Raw genomic sequence first — 19,202 nt, 5'->3', positions numbered from 1 at the left:
CCCGGCGCATCAGACGGCGAAGAGCAGGAATTCCCGCTCCCACGAACTGATGACGCGCTTGAAGTTTTCATGCTCGGCCCGCTTGACCGCGACGTAGCCTGTGATGAATTTGTGCCCCAGGTATTTCTCGATGGTCTTGCTGTTTTCCATGCGTTCCAGGGCGTCTTCGATGGTCAACGGCAGGCGCAGGTTGCGCCGCTCGTAACCACGGCCTACCACGGGAGCGCTCGGCTTATGGCCTTCGACCATGCCGATGTAGCCGCATAACAGGCTGGCCGCAATCGCCAGGTACGGGTTGGCATCGGCGCCCGGCAGGCGGTTTTCCACACGACGGTTCTGCGGGCCGGCGTCCGGGACGCGCAGGCCCACGGTACGGTTTTCTTCGCCCCATTCCACGTTCACCGGCGCCGACGTATCGGGCAGGAAGCGGCGGAACGAGTTCACATTGGGTGCAAACAATGGCAGCAACTCAGGGATGAATTTCTGCAGGCCACCGATGTGGTTGAGAAACAGCTCGCTCATGGTCCCGTCTTCATTGGAGAAGACGTTCTTGCCGGTGGCGATGTCGATGATGCTCTGGTGCAGGTGCATGGCGCTGCCGGGCTCACCGGTCATCGGCTTGGCCATGAAGGTGGCGGCCACGTCGTGCTTGAGTGCGGCTTCACGCATGGTGCGCTTGAACACCAGGATCTGGTCGGCCAGGGACAGCGCATCGCCATGACGGAAGTTGATTTCCATCTGCGCCGTGCCGTCTTCATGAATGAGGGTATCGAGGTCCAGTTCCTGCAGCTCGCACCAGTCGTAGACGTCTTCGAACAGCGGGTCGAATTCGTTGGCCGCTTCTATAGAGAAGGACTGGCGACCGGTTTCCGGGCGCCCGGAGCGGCCGATCGGCGGTTGCAGTGGGAAGTCCGGGTCTTCGCAGCGCTTGGTCAGGTAGAACTCCATCTCCGGCGCCACGATGGGCTGCCAGCCTTTGTCGGCGTAGAGCTTGAGGACTTTCTTGAGCACGTTGCGCGGCGACAGCTCGATGGGGTTGCCTTGCTTGTCGTAGGTATCGTGGATCACCTGGGCGGTGGGCTCGATGGCCCAGGGCACCAGGAATACCGCGTTCTGGTCGGGGCGGCAGATCATGTCGATATCGGCCGGGTCGAGCAGTTCGTAATAGATGTCGTCTTCGACATAGTCGCCGGTCACGGTCTGCAGCAGAACGCTCTCGGGCAGGCGCATGCCTTTTTCGGCAATGAACTTGTTGGTCGGCGAGATTTTGCCCCGGGTGATACCGGTGAGGTCGCCAATCATGCATTCGACTTCTGTGATCTTGTGGTCTTTCAACCAATCGGTGAGCTGGTCGAGGTTGTTACTCATAAATGCCTCTGGGCTGGGTTTCCTGGCATCCATTAAAGGCCAGGCGTTGGTTGACGCAGCATCCGCGTCGTTTCTTCACTCAGGGTAGGAGCTTACCTGCCATTTGGAGCGCAGATGCATTCCTCACGCCAAACTTGTGCAGAATCATGAGCGGCACCCAGGGTCGGCGCCCTTCAGGGGCGAAGGCGAGGTGAGTGAAGGGGGGAAAAAGAGGTCGGCCGAGGCGTCAAGAATATTGGCCGGGGCATGGGCATTCACGCAGGAAGAACGAACAGATGACAAAGCCTGTGTGAAGCAGGCCGAGACGCCGATTGGCGGCAGGCGAGACATGAAGCACCCCGGTATTATTGCTGTTATGGGTTTGAATCGAGCTTAGCCTTGTTCATTTTTTTACACAACACCCCCGTAAAAAATACAACACGGCCCGCTCAAGCCTGCGGTACCCAAGCCGGTCAAAGCGAAAAAAACGCCCCGAAAAGCCCCAAAAAAGCCGTCACGGCGCTTTTTTAGGGCAAAAAAGGCCTCGCTTGACTTCGGCATGCCGTTCGGGTTGACTGAAACCAGAAAAGATCAATGATTGATATTTTTAACAACAAAGGTGTTGCATCATGTCGGTACCCCCGCGTGCCGTTCAGCTTAACGAAGCGAACGCGTTCCTTAAGGATCATCCTGAGGTTCTGTACGTAGACCTTCTAATTGCGGATATGAATGGTGTGGTGCGCGGCAAGCGCATCGAACGCACCAGCCTCCACAAGGTTTACGAGAAGGGCATTAACCTGCCTGCCTCTTTATTTGCTCTGGATATCAACGGCTCGACGGTGGAAAGCACCGGCCTGGGTCTGGACATCGGCGATGCTGACCGAATCTGTTATCCAATCCCCGACACCCTGTGCAATGAACCTTGGCAAAAGCGCCCTACCGCGCAGTTGCTGATGACCATGCACGAACTGGAAGGTGAACCTTTCTTCGCCGATCCGCGCGAAGTACTACGCCAGGTTGTCAGCAAATTCGACGACCTCGGTCTGACCATCTGCGCCGCCTTCGAGCTTGAGTTCTACCTGATCGATCAGGAGAACGTGAACGGCCGACCACAACCGCCCCGCTCGCCGATCTCCGGCAAACGCCCGCACTCGACACAGGTCTACCTGATCGACGACCTCGACGAATATGTCGACTGCCTCCAGGACATTCTGGAAGGTGCCAAAGAGCAAGGCATCCCGGCCGACGCCATCGTCAAGGAAAGTGCCCCGGCGCAGTTCGAAGTGAACCTGCACCACGTGGCCGACCCGATCAAGGCCTGCGACTACGCGGTACTGCTCAAGCGCCTGATCAAGAACATCGCCTACGACCATGAGATGGACACCACCTTCATGGCCAAGCCTTACCCAGGCCAGGCAGGCAACGGTTTGCACGTACACATTTCGATCCTGGACAAGGACGGCAAGAACATCTTTGCCAGCGAGGATCCCGAGCAGAACGCCGCATTGCGTCACGCGATCGGCGGTGTGCTGGAGACCCTACCCGCCCAGATGGCGTTCCTGTGCCCCAACGTCAACTCCTACCGCCGCTTCGGCGCACAGTTCTACGTGCCGAACTCGCCGTGCTGGGGTCTGGATAACCGTACCGTGGCGATTCGCGTACCGACCGGCTCGGCCGATGCGGTGCGTATCGAACACCGCGTAGCGGGTGCCGACGCCAACCCTTACCTGCTGATGGCTTCGGTCCTGGCAGGCGTGCACCACGGTCTGACCAACAAGATCGAGCCTGGCGCACCGGTGGAAGGCAACAGCTACGAGCAGAACGAGCAGAGCCTGCCGAACAACCTGCGCGATGCCCTGCGCGAGTTGGACGACAGCGAGGTGATGGCCAAGTACATCGATCCGAAGTACATCGACATCTTCGTCGCCTGCAAGGAAAGCGAGCTGGAAGAGTTCGAACACTCCATCTCCGACCTTGAGTACAACTGGTACCTGCATACCGTGTAAGCGGTTGCGGCGATAAAAAAACGCCACAGGCTTTGGGTCTGTGGCGTTTTTTTATGGGCCTGTTCTGAGAGACCGGGTCGGTCTTATCGGGGGCAAGCCCACTCCCACATTTTGACCTGTGAATGCTTTCAGAATGTGGGAGGGGGCTTGCCCCCGATAGCTGCCTGGCAGACAACACAGATTCCTGCTCATACAATGCCCGCTGCCTTGTAGGAGACTTCCATGACCGCTACCGCCCCTCGCAAACCCCGCGCCCGCAGCCAGGCCCGGATCGATGCGATTCTGGACGCCGCCCGCACCCTGCTGGCCGCCGAAGGGGTGGCAGGTTTGTCGATCTACAGCGTGGCCGAACGCGCGCAGATTCCTCCGTCGTCGGTGTATCACTTTTTCGCCGGTGTGCCGGCGCTGCTGGAGGCTTTGACGGCCGATGTGCATGGGGCGTTTCGCGCGGCGATTCAGGCCCCCATCGACCATGAATGCCTCAAGCAATGGCGCGACCTGTCCTGCATTGTCGAGCAGCGCATGCTCACCATCTACGACCAGGACGCCGCCGCGCGCCAGTTGATCCTGGCGCAGCATGGCCTCACCGAAGTGACCCAGGCCGACCGCCAGCATGATCTGGAACTGGGCGATCTGATGTTCAAGGTGTTCAACCGCCATTTCGAGCTGCCGACACTGCCCAGCGATGTGGATGTGTTCGCCCTGGCGCTGGAGTTGAGCGACCGCGTGTATGCGCGCTCGGTGCATCAGCATGGGCTGATCACGCCGCGCATGGCCGAGGAAGGGATGCGCGTGTTCGATGCGTATGTGGGGCTGTATTTGCCGGTTTATCTGCCCAGGCGCTGAGCCTTGTGATGGTGGGGCGGCCTCATCGGGGGCAAGCCCCCTCCCACATTTGAATGTGTTTACAGATCAAACTGTGGGAGGGGGCTTGCCCCCGATGGCAGCCTCAAGGGCGACGCGAATTACAACTTGGCAATCGACACCTCAGTGGACTTCACAAAGGCAATCACTTCACTACCAATCACCAGCTCCAGCTCTTTGACCGAGCGAGTGGTGATCACCGAAGTGACGATACCGGAGGCGGTCTGCACATCGATTTCCGACAGCACGTCGCCGACCACGATTTCCTTGATGGTGCCTTTGAACTGGTTACGCACGTTGATGGCTTTAATAGTCATGGTGTTCTTCCTTCGTGGGACAAGTGAGTTATTGCGCCCAACGCAGTTGCGTCGGCAACGGTGAAACAGGTTCGGGTTCGGGCGGCGTGCCGGGCAGCGACAGCACACGGTTGAGCACTTCGGCTTCCAACGCCGCAAGGCGATGAGAGCCACGCGCCCGCGGGCGCGGCAGGTCGACGATCAGGTCCAGGCCTATTTCGCCGTCTTCGATCAGGATCACCCGGTCGGCAATCGCCACGGCTTCGCTGACGTCATGGGTAACCAGCAGCACGGTGAAGCCATGTTTTTGCCAGAGGTTTTCGATCAGTTGCTGCATCTCGATGCGCGTCAGGGCATCCAGCGCACCCAACGGCTCATCGAGCAGCAACAGACGTGGTTGGTGGATCAGCGCGCGGGCCAGCGCCACACGTTGCTTCTGGCCACCGGACAATGCCGCCGGCCATTCATTGGCGCGTTCGGCCAGGCCCACCGCGCCCAGGGCCTCCAAGGCCTTGGGCCGCCAGTCGCCCTTGAGGCCCAGGCCCACGTTGTCGATGATTTTTTTCCACGGCAGCAGGCGCGCTTCCTGAAACATCAACCGCGTGTCTTCAATCGCTTCACTCAGCGGCGCGGAACCGGCCAGCAGCTCGCCGCCACTGGGCTTGTCCAGACCCGCCAGCAGGCGCAGCAAAGTACTTTTACCGCAACCACTGCGGCCGACCACAGCCACGAACTGGCCCGCGGGGATGTGCAGGTCAATCTCTTTAAGCACGTGCCGAGCGCCAAACGATTTGCGCAATTTGCGCACCGCCAGGGGGATGCCCTTGAGCAGGCGCGGAGGTTGTTGGGCCGTCATACCGCACCGCCTTTATTCACTTGATACGCCGGGTGCCAGCGCAGCCACACACGTTCCAGGCCACGCGCCGCCAGGTCGGCGAGCTTGCCGAGGACCGCGTACATCACGATGGCCAGCACCACCACGTCGGTCTGCAGGAACTCACGGGCGTTCATTGCCAGGTAACCGATGCCGGAACTGGCGGAGATGGTTTCCGCCACGATCAGCGTCAGCCACATGAAGCCCAGGGCAAAGCGCACGCCCACCAGGATCGACGGCAACGCGCCGGGCAGGATCACCTGCCGGAACAGACTGAAACCGGACAAACCGTAGCTGCGCGACATCTCTACCAGCGCCGGGTCGACGTTGCGGATGCCGTGGTAGGTGTTCAGGTAGATCGGAAACAGCGTGCCGAGGGCCACCAGGAAGATCTTCGCCGTCTCGTCAATGCCGAACCACAGGATTACCAGCGGGATCAGCGCCAGGTGCGGCACGTTGCGGATCATCTGCACCGAGCTGTCTAGCAGGCGCTCGCCCCACGTCGAAAGCCCCGTGATAAAGCCCAGCGCGAGGCCGATAGCGCCGCCGATCACAAAGCCCAGGCCCGCGCGCCAGCCGCTGATGGCCAGGTGTGTCCAGATTTCGCCGCTGCGCACCAGGTTGACCCCGGCCTCGATCACCGCGCTCGGCGCCGGCAGGATGCGCGTCGACAACCAACCCGCCGACACCGACAACTGCCACACCGCCAGCAACAGCACCGGCAGCACCCAGGGCGCCACGCGATGGCTCACTTTTTCAATACTCATGGCGCCGCCTCAGCTTTGTGACGCAGCTTTGGGGAGGATATCGTTAGCGACCATTTCACCGAACGGGCTGACGTAGCCGGCGCTTTTCGGCGCTTCGGGCCGTTCGATATCCAGGTGCGGGAACAGCAATTCCGCTACGCGGTATGACTCTTCCAGGTGCGGATAACCGGAGAAAATAAAGGTATCGATGCCCAGGGCCGCGTACTCCTTCACACGTTCGGCCACGGTTGGGCCATCGCCCACCAGCGCCGTGCCCGCGCCGCCACGCACCAGACCGACACCCGCCCATAGGTTGGGGCTGACTTCGAGATTGTCGCGGTTGCCGCCATGCAAGGCGGCCATGCGTTGCTGGCCGACGGAATCGAAACGCGCCAGCGAGGCCTGAGCGCGGGCGATGGTGTCGTCGTCCAGATGAGAGATGAGCTTGTCGGCGGCTCTCCAGGCCTCGTCATTGGTTTCGCGCACGATCACATGCAGACGAATGCCGAAGCGCACGGTGCGCCCGAGTTTGGCGGCCTTGGCGCGCACTTGTTCGATTTTCTCGGCGACGGCAGCCGGCGGCTCGCCCCAGGTCAGCACCATCTCCACTTGCTCGGCCGCCAGGTCCTGGGCCGCCTCCGACGAACCGCCGAAGTACAGCGGTGGTCGTGGCTGCTGGATCGGCGGATAAAGCAATTTTGCGCCTTTGACGCTGATGTGCTGGCCGTCGTAATCCACGGTTTCGCCTTCGAGCACGCGGCGCCAGATGCGGGTGAACTCCACCGAGGCCTGGTAGCGCTCTTCGTGACTGAGAAACAGGCCATCGCCGGCCAGTTCTTCAGGGTCGCCACCGGTCACCAGATTGAATAACGCCCGCCCGCCGGACAAGCGATCCAGGGTCGCAGCCTGACGCGCGGCCACCGTCGGGGAAATGATCCCAGGGCGCAGCGCTACCAGGAATTTCAGGCGCTGGGTCACCGGGATCAGCGAAGCGGCCACCAGCCACGAGTCTTCGCAGGAGCGCCCGGTGGGGATCAGCACCCCGCCAAAACCCAGACGATCTGCCGCCTGGGCCACTTGCTGCAGATAGCCGTGATCGACGGCGCGCGCGCCTTCGGCGGTGCCAAGGTAATGGCCGTCACCGTGGGTAGGCAGGAACCAGAAAATATTGAGGCTCATGGAGTTGTCTCCTGAAGAAGTCGGATTACGGCGCGTTAGCCACCGCGGCAGGTGGCGTCCAGATCACGTCCTTGATGCTCAAGGGCTTGGGGATCAATTTGAGTTGGTAGAAGCTGTCGGCGATATTCTGCTGGGCCGCGATCACTTGCGGGGTCAGAAACAGCGCACCGTAGCCTTGGCGTTTGACCGAGGTAAGCGTGATGTCCGCCGGCAGGCCGAGCAGCGGCGCAACTTGATCGGTGACTTCCTGCGGGTTGGCCTTGGACCACTCGCCCACGGCACGCACTTCTTCCACCAGCGCCTTGATCACGTCGGGGTGTTGTTCGGCGTAGGGTTTGGTCGCCAGGTAGAACTGATGGTTGTCGGCAATACCGGTGCCGTCACGCAGGGTGCGCGCCTGCAGTTGTTTCTCGGCGGCGGCCTGGTACGGGTCCCAGATCACCCACGCATCCACACTGCCCCGCTCGAACGCCGCGCGGGCATCGGCGGGCGGCAGGAATACGGTCTGCACGTCGGTGTATTTCAGGCCGGCCTCCTCCAGGGCGCGCACCAGCAGGTAGTGCACGTTGGAGCCTTTGTTGAGCACGATTTTCTTGCCCTTGAGCTCGGCGACCGATTTGATCGGTGAGTCTTTGGGCACCAGGATCGCTTCACTGCTCGGCGCCGGCGGCTCGTAGGCCACGTAGAGCAGATCGGCACCTGCAGCCTGGGCGAAGACCGGCGGGGTTTCGCCGGTCACACCGAAGTCGATGGAGCCGACATTCAGCCCTTCGAGCAACTGCGGGCCGCCGGGAAACTCAGTCCACTGCACCTGCACGCCTTGGGCGGCCAGGCGTTTTTCCAGGGTGCCCTTGGCCTTGAGCAGGACCAGGGTGCCGTATTTCTGATAGCCGATCCGCAGGGGCTCGGCGGCGTGAGCTTGAACAATGGCGCCGAAGGACACGGCCGCAGCAAACAGTGCGACCAGACCGCGACGCAAGATGACAGTGCGCATGGCGCTCTCTCCAAAATGCGATGAGGGGTTTTGGCTGCACCTGCTTGGCCGTTGGCGGCTGAGTAAGGTGAGTGTTTCCAGGTTTCAGGTGAGGCTTAAATGCTCCAGCGAGCACTCAACAAACGTTCATTTAACACATGCGGATCAAGCGGTTTTGGGCGACGGGCCATGGCGCTGTAAAGCGTGTCCAGCGCCTCGTGCAACCGCTGCTCGAGCACCGGCACCAATTGCGCCTGGGCGTTGCCTTCGCCATAGGCGATCTGGCTGTCTTCGGCAAAAATACCGTGGAGCAATTCCTGGGCCTTGAGCGCCGACAGCACCGGCTTCAACGCGTAGTCCACCGCCAGCATGTGCGCGATGCTGCCGCCAGTGGCCATCGGCAGCACCACCTTGTGGGCCAGGGCCCGTTCGGGCAGCAGGTCGAGCACGGTTTTCAACGCACCGGAGAAGGAGGCCTTGTACACCGGCGTGGCGATCACCAGACCGTCGGCATTGGCTACCTGCTCCAGCAGGTCGATGACCTTGGGGCTGTCGAACCGCGCGTGCAGCAGGTCTTCAGCCGGGAAGTCCCGTATCTGGTAACTCACTACTTCCACGCCTTTGTGTTGCAGCCACTGACGGGTTTTTTCCAGCAAGACCCCGGAGCGGGAGCGCTGGCTGGGACTGCCTCCTAGTGTTACGACCAACATGCAGGAATTCCTTGAGCAGGTGTCGGCGGTTCGCTGTGTGGCGATGGCGCCAAGATGGAACAGACCTTATCAGCTGATTCATATATCTATAAATCTTATTTTTTCATTTGTTTATTCCATAAAAACATATAGGCCCTATCAATCGCCAGGCGAAAAAAAAGGCCGTGGAAACGGCCTGAAAACCCCTGCTTTGATTCAGTTACAGATGCGGTGCATCGACGGTGGGAGGGGGGTTGCCCCCGAGGCGATATCCGCGTTAACGATTGGGCTGCGGGGTAAGCCGCAGGTACGGCTTCACTGCGCGATAGCCTTTTGGAAAGCGTTTCTTGATCTCGTCTTCGTCCTTGAGCGACGGCACGATCACCACTTCATCACCGTCCTGCCAGTTGGCGGGGGTGGCGACCTTGTGGTTGTCGGTCAGCTGCAGCGAGTCGATTACCCGTAGGATTTCATGGAAGTTGCGCCCGGTACTGGCCGGGTACGTGATGGTCAGGCGAATCTTTTTGTTCGGGTCGATGACAAACAACGAGCGCACGGTGAGGGTGTCGCTGGCATTGGGGTGGATCAAATCGTAGAGGTCCGAGACCTTGCGGTCGGCGTCGGCCAGGATCGGGAAGTTGACGGTGGTGTGCTGGGTTTCGTTGATGTCTTCGATCCACTTGTGGTGTGAGTCCACCGGGTCGACCGACAGCGCGATGGGTTTGACGCCACGCTGGGCGAACTCGTCCTTGAGCTTGGCGGTAAAACCCAGCTCGGTGGTGCATACCGGCGTGAAGTCGGCCGGGTGGGAGAACAACACACCCCAGCTATCGCCCAGCCACTCGTGGAAACGAATCTTGCCGGCGCTGGAATCCTGCTCGAAGTCGGGGGCGATATCGCCCAGTCTTAGGCTCATGGTGTGGCTCCTGATGAGTGCTTATGGAGGCCACTGTGCATGGGTCGTGAATATTTTAAAAAGAATAAATATCGATTTATCTAGACGATAAAGGAATATTAAAAATCGTTCATTGGACGCTGAAACGGGCGCAGGGCACCATCGGTTTCAAGGTTCGAGAAGGCCTTGAGACGCTGTAAAAGAGGGGTTCAGGAAGGGCTTACGGGGGTGAGCCCGACTTGAAAGGCAACACACCTTGCCCGGCGTTGCGCCGGGCAAGGTTTTACGCAGTTACTTGAACGCGTAGGTGTAGCTGACGATTACACGATTTTCGTCCTGGTCGCGCGCGGCGGCAACATCGTTGCGCCACATAGCGTTTTTCCAGGCCACGCCGACGTTCTTGAACGGGCCTTCCGGCACCACGTAGGCAACAGTGATATCGCGCTCCCACTCGGACTGGCCGGTGAACTCTGCACGGCTACCGTTAACGGTGTCGATGTCAGTACCTTTGAGGTACACGACGCCCGCTGTCAGGCCAGGCACGCCGACCTTGGCGAAGTCATACGCGTAGCGAGCCTGCCAGGTGCGTTCGCCGGCACGGGCGAACTTGGCGATCTGCATGTCGGTGGTGATGTAAGCCGACGAACCGTCGCCCTGGTTCAGCCAAGGGAAGTCGCTGCTACCGTTGCTGACCTGATAACCACCACCGAAGGTGTGACCACCCAGGGTGTACAGGAACAGGCCGCTGTACAGGTTGTTATCGACCTTGCCGCGACCGGAGTTCACGCCGCTGTAGTTGCCCGAGGAGAAATAGGCCGACTCGTTGCCGTTCTTGCCGTCATCGGTGCTGTGGAAGTAGCGCAGGTCGGATTTCAACACGCCCGGGCCGATTGCCCAGTTGTGAGTCAGACCCAGGAAGTGCTGCTTGTAGAAGTCTTCCAGATTGCCGTAGTAGTACTGGGCAGTCAGGTCCTTGGTGATCTTGTAGTCACCACCGGCATAGTAGAACTTGTTGCTGTCACGCCAGTTGGCGCCACGGGAGTTGGCACCGGAGATCGACAGGTTGTCGACGTTGCTGGAGTTACGACCTTTGGCTTTTTCGATCTGACCGGCAACCAGAGTCAAATCCTTGATGTCGTTGGTGGTGATCTGGCCACCCTGGAAGGTCTGCGGCAGCAGACGACCGTCGTTGGTCACGATGACCGGCAGCTTGGGCTGCAGAGTCCCCAGCTTCAGTTCGGTCTGGGAAATCTTGGCCTTGGCGGTCAGGCCCAGGCTCGAGTAGTTATCAACGGCTTCGCCGTTGGACTTGCTCGGGAACACAGTGCCACCGTAGGAAGAGGCAGTAGCACCGTTGGTGCCGCCACCGGAATCCAGGCGAACGCCCAGCAGGCCGATAGCATCAAGACCGAAGCCTACGGTGCCTTGGGTGTAACCGGAGATGAAACGCAGGTCGAAGCCTTGGCCCCATTCTTCCTGCTTGCTTTGAACACCGGCGCGCTTGTTGGCAGCAGAGCCAGCAGCCGAATCACGGTTGTCGGTGTTGATGTAAAAGTTACGCAGACCCAGGGTTACTTTACTGTCATCGATGAAACCAGCAGCGCCTGCTTGCTGAGCGATTGCGCCCAGGGCTACAGCCAGTGCCAAGGTGGACTTCTTCATGTACCGCTCCTCTCGTTTCTAATTTTTGTAGTTCTTAGGTCTCGGGTCTGACGCCCTCGATCCACAGATGCGCGATTAGCGCCAGATAGTGACTACCAAGTCAATCGTAACCTAGTGTGTCTACTACCTTCGTCTAACCACCGTTGATTTGGTCCCTGCAGGGTAATGAGTTTTTCATACACCCAAAAAGAATTGTTTCATTCTTTTTCATACAATTTCGGAATAAGCCATAACGTAGATCGGGCAGGTCAGGATAGACCAACCTTCCTAAAAGTTAATTCCTAAAGGGTATTTGTTTCCCACTTTTAAGATCATCGAACGCAGGTCTAAAGCCGCGTACGTCACGTACGATCAAAAAAGCGACGCCATGATGGCCAAACGCATATCCTCCCGTCAATTTGTTACAGTTTTTGTATCGGAATAGTTTCTTTTGATGACAAGCCTGCCAAGGCTCATAGGCCGATGCACCTGTCGTCACGCGTTCTATCTCTGCTCGCGCTCAGCGTATCGGCCTGATTCAACGGTTCTGAAGGGGGTGGTGTCGTTTGCCGGAGCACAAACAGGACGGGAGACAGGAAAAGGGTAGGAGCGCGTTCGCTCCTACCTTGGGAGAGGATTAGCTAGAGGGCCTTTTCGAAAATCTTCGAATTACGCTGGTAGTTGTACAACGAGGCGCGGGCGGACGGCAGGCGATCGACGCTGCTCGGCACAAAGCCCCGTTCGCGAAACCAGTGGGCGGTGCGAGTGGTGAGCACGAACAAGGTCTTCAAACCCTGCGCCCGGGCCCGGGTTTCGATGCGCTCAAGCAGCTCATCACCGCGCCCGCCGTGGCGGTACTCGGGGTTCACCGCCAGGCACGCCAGCTCACCGGCATCCGAATCGGCGATCTGATACAGCGCCGCGCAGGCGATGATCATGCCTTCGCGCTCCACCACGCTGAACTGCTCTATTTCACGCTCCAGCACTTCCCGCGAACGACGCACCAGAATGCCCTGCTCTTCCAACGGGCTGATCAAATCGAGCAAGCCGCCGACGTCTTCAATCGCCGCCTCGCGTACCAGTTCGAATTGCTCCTGAGCCACCAGCGTACCGCCACCGTCTCGGGTGAACAGCTCGGTGAGCAACGCGCCATCTTCGGCGTAGCTGACGATATGGCTGCGCCCTACCCCGCCCCGACAAGCCTGCGCCGCTGCGTCGAGCAACTCGGCCTGGTAGTTGCTGCTGCCCAGACGCTGCAAATGCGCCGGCACTTGCTGCGGGCGCAACTCACGCACCAGGCGCCCATGTTCGTCGATCAATCCAAGATCGGCACCGAACAGCAGCAACTTATCCGCCCCCAGGTCGATGGCGGCGCGGGTAGCGACATCTTCACAGGCCAGGTTGAAGATCTCCCCGGTCGGCGAGTAACCCAGCGGCGAGAGCAATACGATCGAGCGCTCGTCGAGCAGCCGATTGATGCCCTTGCGGTCGACCCGGCGCACTTCGCCGGTATGGTGGTAGTCCACGCCTTCGAGCACGCCGATGGGACGCGCGGTCACCAGGTTGCCGCTGGCCACGCGCAGGCGCGAGCCCTGCATGGGCGATGAGGCCATGTCCATCGACAGGCGCGCTTCGATGGCGATACGCAGATGGCCGACCGCATCGATCACGCACTCCAGGGTGGCGGCATCGGTGATGCGCATACCTTCGTGGTATGCCGGGGTAAGGCCGCGCGCTTCAAGGCGCGCTTCGATCTGTGGGCGCGAACCGTGCACCAGCACCAGGCGCACGCCCAGGCTGTGGAGCAGTACCAGGTCGTGGACGATATTGCCGAAGTTGGGATGGTCCACACCGTCGCCAGGCAACATGACCACAAAGGTGCAGTCACGATGGGCATTGATGTAAGGGGAAGCATGACGAAGCCAATTGACGTATTCGGGCATAACACCTGGGCCTGTAATAAAAAGCAGCCAAAAAAGGATGAATCGTGAAAGCGCACGGCGGGCTGATGGTTATCGTCGGAACAGGCTTGGCGACACGCTCACTCTCCTTCTATGTACGAACAGGCAGGGGTTAATTTATGCAGGTTTGAGGCAGTAATGTTCGATCAATCCGCGCAATAGACGCACTGTAGGCGTCAAGCGTGACATTTCGAGGTATTCGCCCGGCTGGTGCGCACAGGCGATATCGCCAGGGCCGAGCACCAGGGTTTCACAACCAAGGCGCTGAAGATAAGGCGCTTCGGTGCCGAACGCTACTGCTTCGGCACGATGACCGGTCAAACGTTCCGCGACCCGCACCAGCTCGGCGTCTTCCGGCTGCTCGAATGGCGGCACGGCGGGAAACAGCGGCGCATAGTCGATCTTGACCTGATGGCGCTCGGCCAGGGGTTGGAGCTTCTGCCGGATGGCGTTGCGCAACACCTCAGGGTCCATGCCGGGCAGGGGTCGCAGGTCGAACTCCAGGGAGCACTGGCCACAGATGCGGTTGGGGTTGTCACCGCCGTGGATACAGCCGAAGTTCAGGGTCGGTTGCGGCACGCTGAATTGCGCGTTGCGGTATTCGCGCTGCCAGGCCAGGCGCAGGCCGCGCAATTCACCGATGGCATCGTGCATGGCCTCGAGGGCGCTGTGACCGAGACTGGGGTCCGACGAATGACCGCTGCGACCGAGGATGTCGATGCGCTCCATCATCACGCCTTTATGCAGGCGGATCGGCTTGAGACCGGTCGGCTCGCCGATCACCGCTGCACGACCCAGGGGGCGACCGGCTTCGGCCAGCGCTCGCGCACCGGACATGGAGCTTTCTTCATCGCAGGTGGCGAGGATCAGCAATGGCTGCCTGAACGGTTGATCCAGCAGTGGCAACACAGCCTCAATGATCAGGGCGAAAAAGCCCTTCATGTCGCAACTGCCCAATCCTACCCAGCGGCCGTCAACTTCCGTCAGCGTGAGCGGGTCGGTTTTCCACAACGCGGGGTCATACGGCACGGTGTCGCTATGACCGGCCAGCACCAGGCCGCCGGGGCCGCTGCCGAAACTGGCAAGCAGGTTGAATTTGCCGGGGCTGACGGTCTGGATGTCGATGGCGAAACCCAGGTCGCCCAGCCAGCCGGCAAGCAGATCGATTACCGGGCGGTTGGTCTGATCCAGGGACGCCTGGGTGCAACTGACCGACGGCGCGGCGATCAACGCGGCGAACTGCTCTTTCATGGACGGCAACGGCATACACGGTCTCCCCACTTCCCGGATGAGCCTCACTATAGAGGCATCTGCACGACACAATAAACCGTTGCGGCGCGTTGCCGGGCTCAGTCCTGTACACTGCACGACCTTGGCAGCCACTCTTTTCCCCGGCTGCGCTCCCGATCCTGGATTTTCCGGCCATGCAGAAAGAAACCGAAATCAAGCTCCGCGTCAGCCGCGAAACACTCGCCGCGCTGCGTGAGCACCCGCTACTGAAAAAACGCAACAAAAGTGGCTGGGAACGCCGTGAGTTGATGAACCAATATTTCGATACCCCCGAGCGCGACCTGGCCCAGGCCAAAGTCGCCCTGCGTCTGCGCAAGGACGGTGACGACATCATTCAGACCCTCAAGACCCGCGGCCAGAGCGTCGCCGGCTTGTCGGAACGCAATGAGTACAACTGGGACTTGCCCAAAGCCAAGCTCGACGTGAAGAAACTCGACGGCGAGTGCTGGCCCGAGCAATTGGCCGAGCTGGACAAAAAGACCCTCAAGCCAATCTTCACCACCGATTTCGTGCGCGAGCGCGCCGAAATCGCCTGGGGCCGTGGCAAGGCCAAAGTGGTGATCGAAGCCGCCCTGGACCTGGGCCACGTAGTGGTCGGCAAGCAGAAAGAAGAGATCTGTGAGCTGGAACTGGAGCTACGCGAAGGCGAACCGGCGGCGCTGCTGGAACTGGCCGCCGAGCTGGCCGCCACCCTGGCACTGATGCCGTGTGACATCAGCAAGGCCGAGCGCGGCTATCGTCTCTACGACGCCAGCAGTTACTCCCTGAGCCTGCCGGCACCGCAGTTGCACGCCGAAATGCCCTTGGACGACGCCTTTGCCGCCATCCTGTGGCACCTGCTCGGCAGCAGCCAGCGCCTGGCTGAGCAGTACCGCTTCAATGGCCATTGGCGCCTGCTGCAGGAATGGGTCGACAACCTCGGCGAACTGCGCGCCCTGGTCGGCAGCCTCGGCCAGGCTGCGCCCCGCCAATCCACCAGCGAACTGCGCACTGCGCTGGATGCGCTGTTGGAAGACTGGCGCCCGCTGGTACAAGCCGGCGACGACGATGAAGACATCCGCAAGGCCGCGCCGGAGCAATTCGCCGAAGAATTGGACGACGTACGCTGGGGCCTGTTTTCACTCAACACCTCGCGCTGGCTGATGGCCCGCACCTGGACCGCCAACCGCAACGTGCGTGGCAACCGCCAGGGCGCCGCGCAAATCGCCAATTGGCTGCCGCGCCTGCTGGCCGACGACGCCGTCGCCTTGCAACTGCAGCGCTACCAGCAGCAGCCGGAAGACCTGGCCGAGCAACTGCCGCGCATCGAACGCATCCAGGCCTGGCTGCACCACGCCCGCCATGTGCTGGATATTCCGGAACTGGATCGTTTGTACGGCGAGCTGAACAAGCTGGCGCAACTGGCCAATCAGCCGATCACCGATGAATCGCTGGATGCGCGGATGCACCAGGCGATTGCGGTGTATCAGAACCGCGCGTGGAAGACCCTGTTGCGCCTGTAGTCAGCAAAGGCCCGATAAGCTCTACGCACATCTTGAAAGCTGAAAATAACTCCGTGGTGAGCAGGCTTGCCCCGCGCTGGGCAAGCCTGCTCATCACAAGTACGCAAAACGAGCCGCTCTTGATCGTGCTGGTGTAACGCTGGATACCTCTGCCTCGATAAGGCGAGGCCGGTCAGCGCAATACTGGCAGGCTGGTGGTCGATTTGATTTCAGACAGCGCCACAATCGAATTGACCTCCTGGATCCCCGGTACCATCGACAGCTTCTCGAAGAAAAACCGCTCGTACGCCTCGATATCCGACGTCACGATGCGCAGCAGGAAATCCACCGCCCCCATCAGCACGTAACACTCCAGCACTTCGGGAAAGCCGCGAATCGACTCGGTGAATTCAGTGAAGTTGGAGCGGCCGTGGGCGTTGAGTTTGACCTCGGCGAATATCTGCGTGTTAAGGCCGATTTTCTTGCGGTCCAGCAACGTCACCTGGCTGCGGATTACTCCTTCCTCCTTAAGCCGTTGAATGCGCCGCCAGCACGGCGACTGGGACAAGCCCACCTGTTCGGCAATCTGCGCGCTGGAGAGCGAAGCGTCCTCTTGCAGCAACGCTAGAATGCGTCGGTCGTAGACATCCAGTTCATTTTGCATAGAAATACCTGATTCACCGCCATTCTTGAATTGATCTCGCTTAATAGTCGGCAGTAACCCGTATCTTAGATAAGAAATCTCCGTTAACGCATGTAAAAATTTCTGCGTCGAATCTGGAGCAAGAGCATGCACACCATCGAAGCCACCCCCTCGCTTACCCGCGTCGATGCATGGGCCGCCAACAGCCCCCACTGCCGCGCCCATTACCAGATCGTTGCCGAGGCTGAACCCGATGTGTTGTGCCGGGTGCTCAACTACTATGCCCTGCAGTTTCTGACGCCGGCGCAGGTCACGGTGAGTCGAGAAAAAGAGCTGCTGAATATCGAGATCGTGCTGGATGGCCTGAGCTGGCATCGGGCCCAGGTGATCGGTGAAAAGATTCGAAACCTGATCAGCGTCTGTTCGCTGGATGTATGGGCCATTGATGCCACGGGCCCCGGCGTACAGGTGGCGGTTGCCGGGTAAAAACCTGCAACACAGGCGGGCGGGAAGAAAGTCAGGGGCTGACTAGCCTGGGAGAACATCCAAGGTTGCCCAGGAACCCCTCATGGCTATTGATCACCGATTGAAGCTGCATTCGTTGCTGCCGGCCTTGCTCGAACGAGGGCTGATCTCGCCCGATATCGCGCGTCGCTTGTCGGCGCTGCCAGACGATAATGCCCAGCATCCCTTGGAACGCATCGCGGAACATGGCCCGGGCCTGGAGCTTTTGACCCAGTGGCTGGCCGAGCAGGCCGGGCAAGCCTATCTGCGCATCGACCCACTGAAGATCGATGTCGCGACAGTCGTGCCGCTGATGTCCCATACGTTTGCCCAGCGCCACGGCATCCTGGCCGTGGCCATGGATGGGCTGACGGTCACCGTCGCCAGCGCGCAGCCCTACGTGACTTGTTGGGAGGCGGGGCTGGCACAGGTGCTCAAGCGTTCGATTACCCGCGTTGTCGCCAACCCTCAGGCAATTCAACGGTATATAGGCGAGTTCTATCGACTGACGAAGTCGGTGAGCAGGGCTGATCAAAACGTCATCGGGCCTGCCCCTTTCGATCTGCTCAACCTCGGCGCCAGCGATCAGGAGCCGGACGCCAACGATGCGCACATCGTCACGATCGTCGATTGGCTTTTGCAGTACGCCTTTGCCCAGCGGGCCAGCGATATCCATATAGAGCCGTGTCGGGATCAGGGCCGGGTACGCTTTCGCATTGACGGGCTGCTGCATGATGTCTATCAATTCCCGCCCCAGGTCGCGGTGGCCGTGGTCAGCCGCCTCAAGAGCCTGGGCCGCATGAATGTGGCGGAAAAACGTAAACCCCAGGATGGTCGGGTAAAAACCAAAAGCCCGGCGGGTACCGAAATCGAGCTGCGCCTGTCGACCTTGCCCACGGCCTTCGGCGAAAAACTGGTGATGCGGATTTTCGATCCCCAGGTGCTGCTCAAGGATTTTGACCAGTTGGGCCTATCGGATGAAGACCAGCGGCGCTGGCACGCCATGACACGCCAGACCAGCGGGATCATCCTGGTCACGGGCCCTACGGGCTCGGGCAAGACCAGCACCCTCTACACCACGCTCAAACAACTGGCGACCCGAGAAATCAACCTGTGCACGGTTGAAGACCCGATCGAGATGGTGGAGCCGGCGTTCAACCAGATGCAGGTCCGGCACAATATCGACCTGACCTTTGCCAGCGGTATTCGCGCCTTGCTGCGTCAGGACCCGGACATCATCATGATCGGTGAGATCCGCGACCACGAAACCGCGGAAATGGCCATCCAGGCCGCGTTGACCGGGCATCTTGTGCTGTCCACCCTGCACACCAACGACGCGCCCAGCGCCATCAGCCGGCTGCAGGAGTTGGGCGTTGCACACTATTTGATCAAGGCCACCTTGCTTGGGGTGATGGCGCAGCGCCTGGTACGGGTGTTATGCCCCCAGTGCAAGCGCGTGGAACATGACCGCCATGAAGCCGTGGGGTGTGCGGACTGCCGCCACAGCGGCTACCACGGGCGCGCCGGGATCTACGAGATCATGGTGCTGGATGAATCGCTCAAAACGCTTATTACCCCCGAAGCCGACGTGCTGGCGCTGCGCCGTGCAGCGATAGGGCAAGGAATGTGCAGCTTGCGCATGGCTGGCATGCAGAAGGTCATGAGCGGCCACACAACGCTGGCTGAGGTGCTGCGGGTGACGCCAGCAGATTCAGTAACAAATCCCTAATGGGTAACCCCGGGAAACCGTTCTTATCGGTGACAACCCCGTTACAATCGGCCGTACGTCGCGCCACTGACATCATCAGATAGG

Annotated in this window: 17 protein-coding genes; 5 read left to right on the top strand and 12 right to left on the bottom strand. The window is 60.2% G+C overall.

Annotated features, from left to right (window positions below; all coding sequences use genetic code 11):
* Positions 1-9 precede the first annotated feature (9 nt).
* A complete protein-coding gene (locus OSC50_RS26010; protein ID WP_181076427.1) occupies positions 10-1,368 on the bottom strand; it encodes a glutamine synthetase family protein in 1,359 nt (452 codons plus the stop codon).
* A 608-nt stretch (positions 1,369-1,976) separates the two neighbouring features.
* Between OSC50_RS26010 and OSC50_RS26005 the strand changes: the two genes are divergently transcribed.
* Both OSC50_RS26005 and OSC50_RS26000 read left to right on the top strand, forming a co-directional pair.
* On the top strand, positions 1,977-3,353 hold the full coding sequence (locus OSC50_RS26005) for a glutamine synthetase family protein (protein ID WP_034101359.1): 1,377 nt from the start codon (positions 1,977-1,979) through the stop codon (positions 3,351-3,353).
* A 222-nt stretch (positions 3,354-3,575) separates the two neighbouring features.
* The gene (locus OSC50_RS26000) at positions 3,576-4,199 is read left to right on the top strand and encodes a TetR/AcrR family transcriptional regulator (RefSeq protein WP_266247344.1); all 624 of its coding nucleotides are present in this window, start codon (positions 3,576-3,578) and stop codon (positions 4,197-4,199) included.
* 119 nt (positions 4,200-4,318) lie between these two features.
* Here the strand turns inward: OSC50_RS26000 and OSC50_RS25995 are convergent, their stop codons facing one another.
* The 10 genes from OSC50_RS25995 to argE all read right to left on the bottom strand — a co-directional run bounded on the left by OSC50_RS25995 (position 4,319) and on the right by argE (position 14,737).
* Positions 4,319-4,534 (bottom strand): TOBE domain-containing protein, encoded by a 216-nt coding sequence (locus OSC50_RS25995; RefSeq protein WP_003176783.1) that lies wholly within the window; start codon positions 4,532-4,534, stop codon positions 4,319-4,321.
* Positions 4,535-4,562: 28 nt separating this feature from the next.
* The gene (gene ssuB, locus OSC50_RS25990) at positions 4,563-5,369 is read right to left on the bottom strand and encodes an aliphatic sulfonates ABC transporter ATP-binding protein (protein WP_253509740.1); all 807 of its coding nucleotides are present in this window, start codon (positions 5,367-5,369) and stop codon (positions 4,563-4,565) included.
* Entirely contained in the window at positions 5,366-6,154 is a 789-nt protein-coding gene (gene ssuC / locus OSC50_RS25985; RefSeq protein WP_181076424.1) for an aliphatic sulfonate ABC transporter permease SsuC, read from the bottom strand. The genes ssuB and ssuC overlap by 4 nt, the downstream gene beginning before the upstream one ends.
* A gap of 9 nt (positions 6,155-6,163) precedes the next feature.
* Positions 6,164-7,312, bottom strand: coding sequence for an FMNH2-dependent alkanesulfonate monooxygenase (gene ssuD, locus OSC50_RS25980; RefSeq protein WP_181076423.1), 1,149 nt, complete (start codon positions 7,310-7,312; stop codon positions 6,164-6,166).
* Positions 7,313-7,337: 25 nt separating this feature from the next.
* Entirely contained in the window at positions 7,338-8,306 is a 969-nt protein-coding gene (locus OSC50_RS25975; RefSeq protein WP_266247348.1) for a sulfonate ABC transporter substrate-binding protein, read from the bottom strand.
* 95 nt (positions 8,307-8,401) lie between these two features.
* Positions 8,402-8,995, bottom strand: a complete 594-nt coding sequence (gene ssuE, locus OSC50_RS25970) for an NADPH-dependent FMN reductase (RefSeq protein ID WP_181076421.1) — start codon at positions 8,993-8,995, stop codon at positions 8,402-8,404.
* A 256-nt stretch (positions 8,996-9,251) separates the two neighbouring features.
* The gene (locus tag OSC50_RS25965) at positions 9,252-9,890 is read right to left on the bottom strand and encodes a peroxiredoxin (protein WP_266247350.1); all 639 of its coding nucleotides are present in this window, start codon (positions 9,888-9,890) and stop codon (positions 9,252-9,254) included.
* Positions 9,891-10,160: 270 nt separating this feature from the next.
* Positions 10,161-11,531 (bottom strand): OprD family porin, encoded by a 1,371-nt coding sequence (locus OSC50_RS25960; RefSeq protein WP_034139726.1) that lies wholly within the window; start codon positions 11,529-11,531, stop codon positions 10,161-10,163.
* 620 nt (positions 11,532-12,151) lie between these two features.
* Positions 12,152-13,453, bottom strand: a complete 1,302-nt coding sequence (gene argA, locus OSC50_RS25955; protein WP_034101368.1) for an amino-acid N-acetyltransferase — start codon at positions 13,451-13,453, stop codon at positions 12,152-12,154.
* Positions 13,454-13,588: 135 nt separating this feature from the next.
* The gene (gene argE, locus OSC50_RS25950) at positions 13,589-14,737 is read right to left on the bottom strand and encodes an acetylornithine deacetylase (protein WP_266247352.1); all 1,149 of its coding nucleotides are present in this window, start codon (positions 14,735-14,737) and stop codon (positions 13,589-13,591) included.
* 158 nt (positions 14,738-14,895) lie between these two features.
* Between argE and OSC50_RS25945 the strand changes: the two genes are divergently transcribed.
* Positions 14,896-16,263, top strand: a complete 1,368-nt coding sequence (locus OSC50_RS25945; protein ID WP_181076417.1) for a CYTH domain-containing protein — start codon at positions 14,896-14,898, stop codon at positions 16,261-16,263.
* Between the two features lie 172 nt (positions 16,264-16,435).
* Here the strand turns inward: OSC50_RS25945 and OSC50_RS25940 are convergent, their stop codons facing one another.
* The gene (locus OSC50_RS25940) at positions 16,436-16,906 is read right to left on the bottom strand and encodes an Lrp/AsnC family transcriptional regulator (RefSeq protein ID WP_181076415.1); all 471 of its coding nucleotides are present in this window, start codon (positions 16,904-16,906) and stop codon (positions 16,436-16,438) included.
* Between the two features lie 126 nt (positions 16,907-17,032).
* Between OSC50_RS25940 and OSC50_RS25935 the strand changes: the two genes are divergently transcribed.
* Both OSC50_RS25935 and OSC50_RS25930 read left to right on the top strand, forming a co-directional pair.
* Positions 17,033-17,371 (top strand): ACT-like domain-containing protein, encoded by a 339-nt coding sequence (locus tag OSC50_RS25935; protein ID WP_181076414.1) that lies wholly within the window; start codon positions 17,033-17,035, stop codon positions 17,369-17,371.
* An 82-nt stretch (positions 17,372-17,453) separates the two neighbouring features.
* Positions 17,454-19,118, top strand: a complete 1,665-nt coding sequence (locus OSC50_RS25930; RefSeq protein ID WP_266247376.1) for a GspE/PulE family protein — start codon at positions 17,454-17,456, stop codon at positions 19,116-19,118.
* Positions 19,119-19,202: the final 84 nt, after the last annotated feature.

It is taken from the genome of Pseudomonas quebecensis, assembly GCF_026410085.1.
Lineage (GTDB): Bacteria > Pseudomonadota > Gammaproteobacteria > Pseudomonadales > Pseudomonadaceae > Aquipseudomonas > Aquipseudomonas quebecensis.
This window is presented reverse-complemented; position numbering and strand designations above follow the sequence as displayed.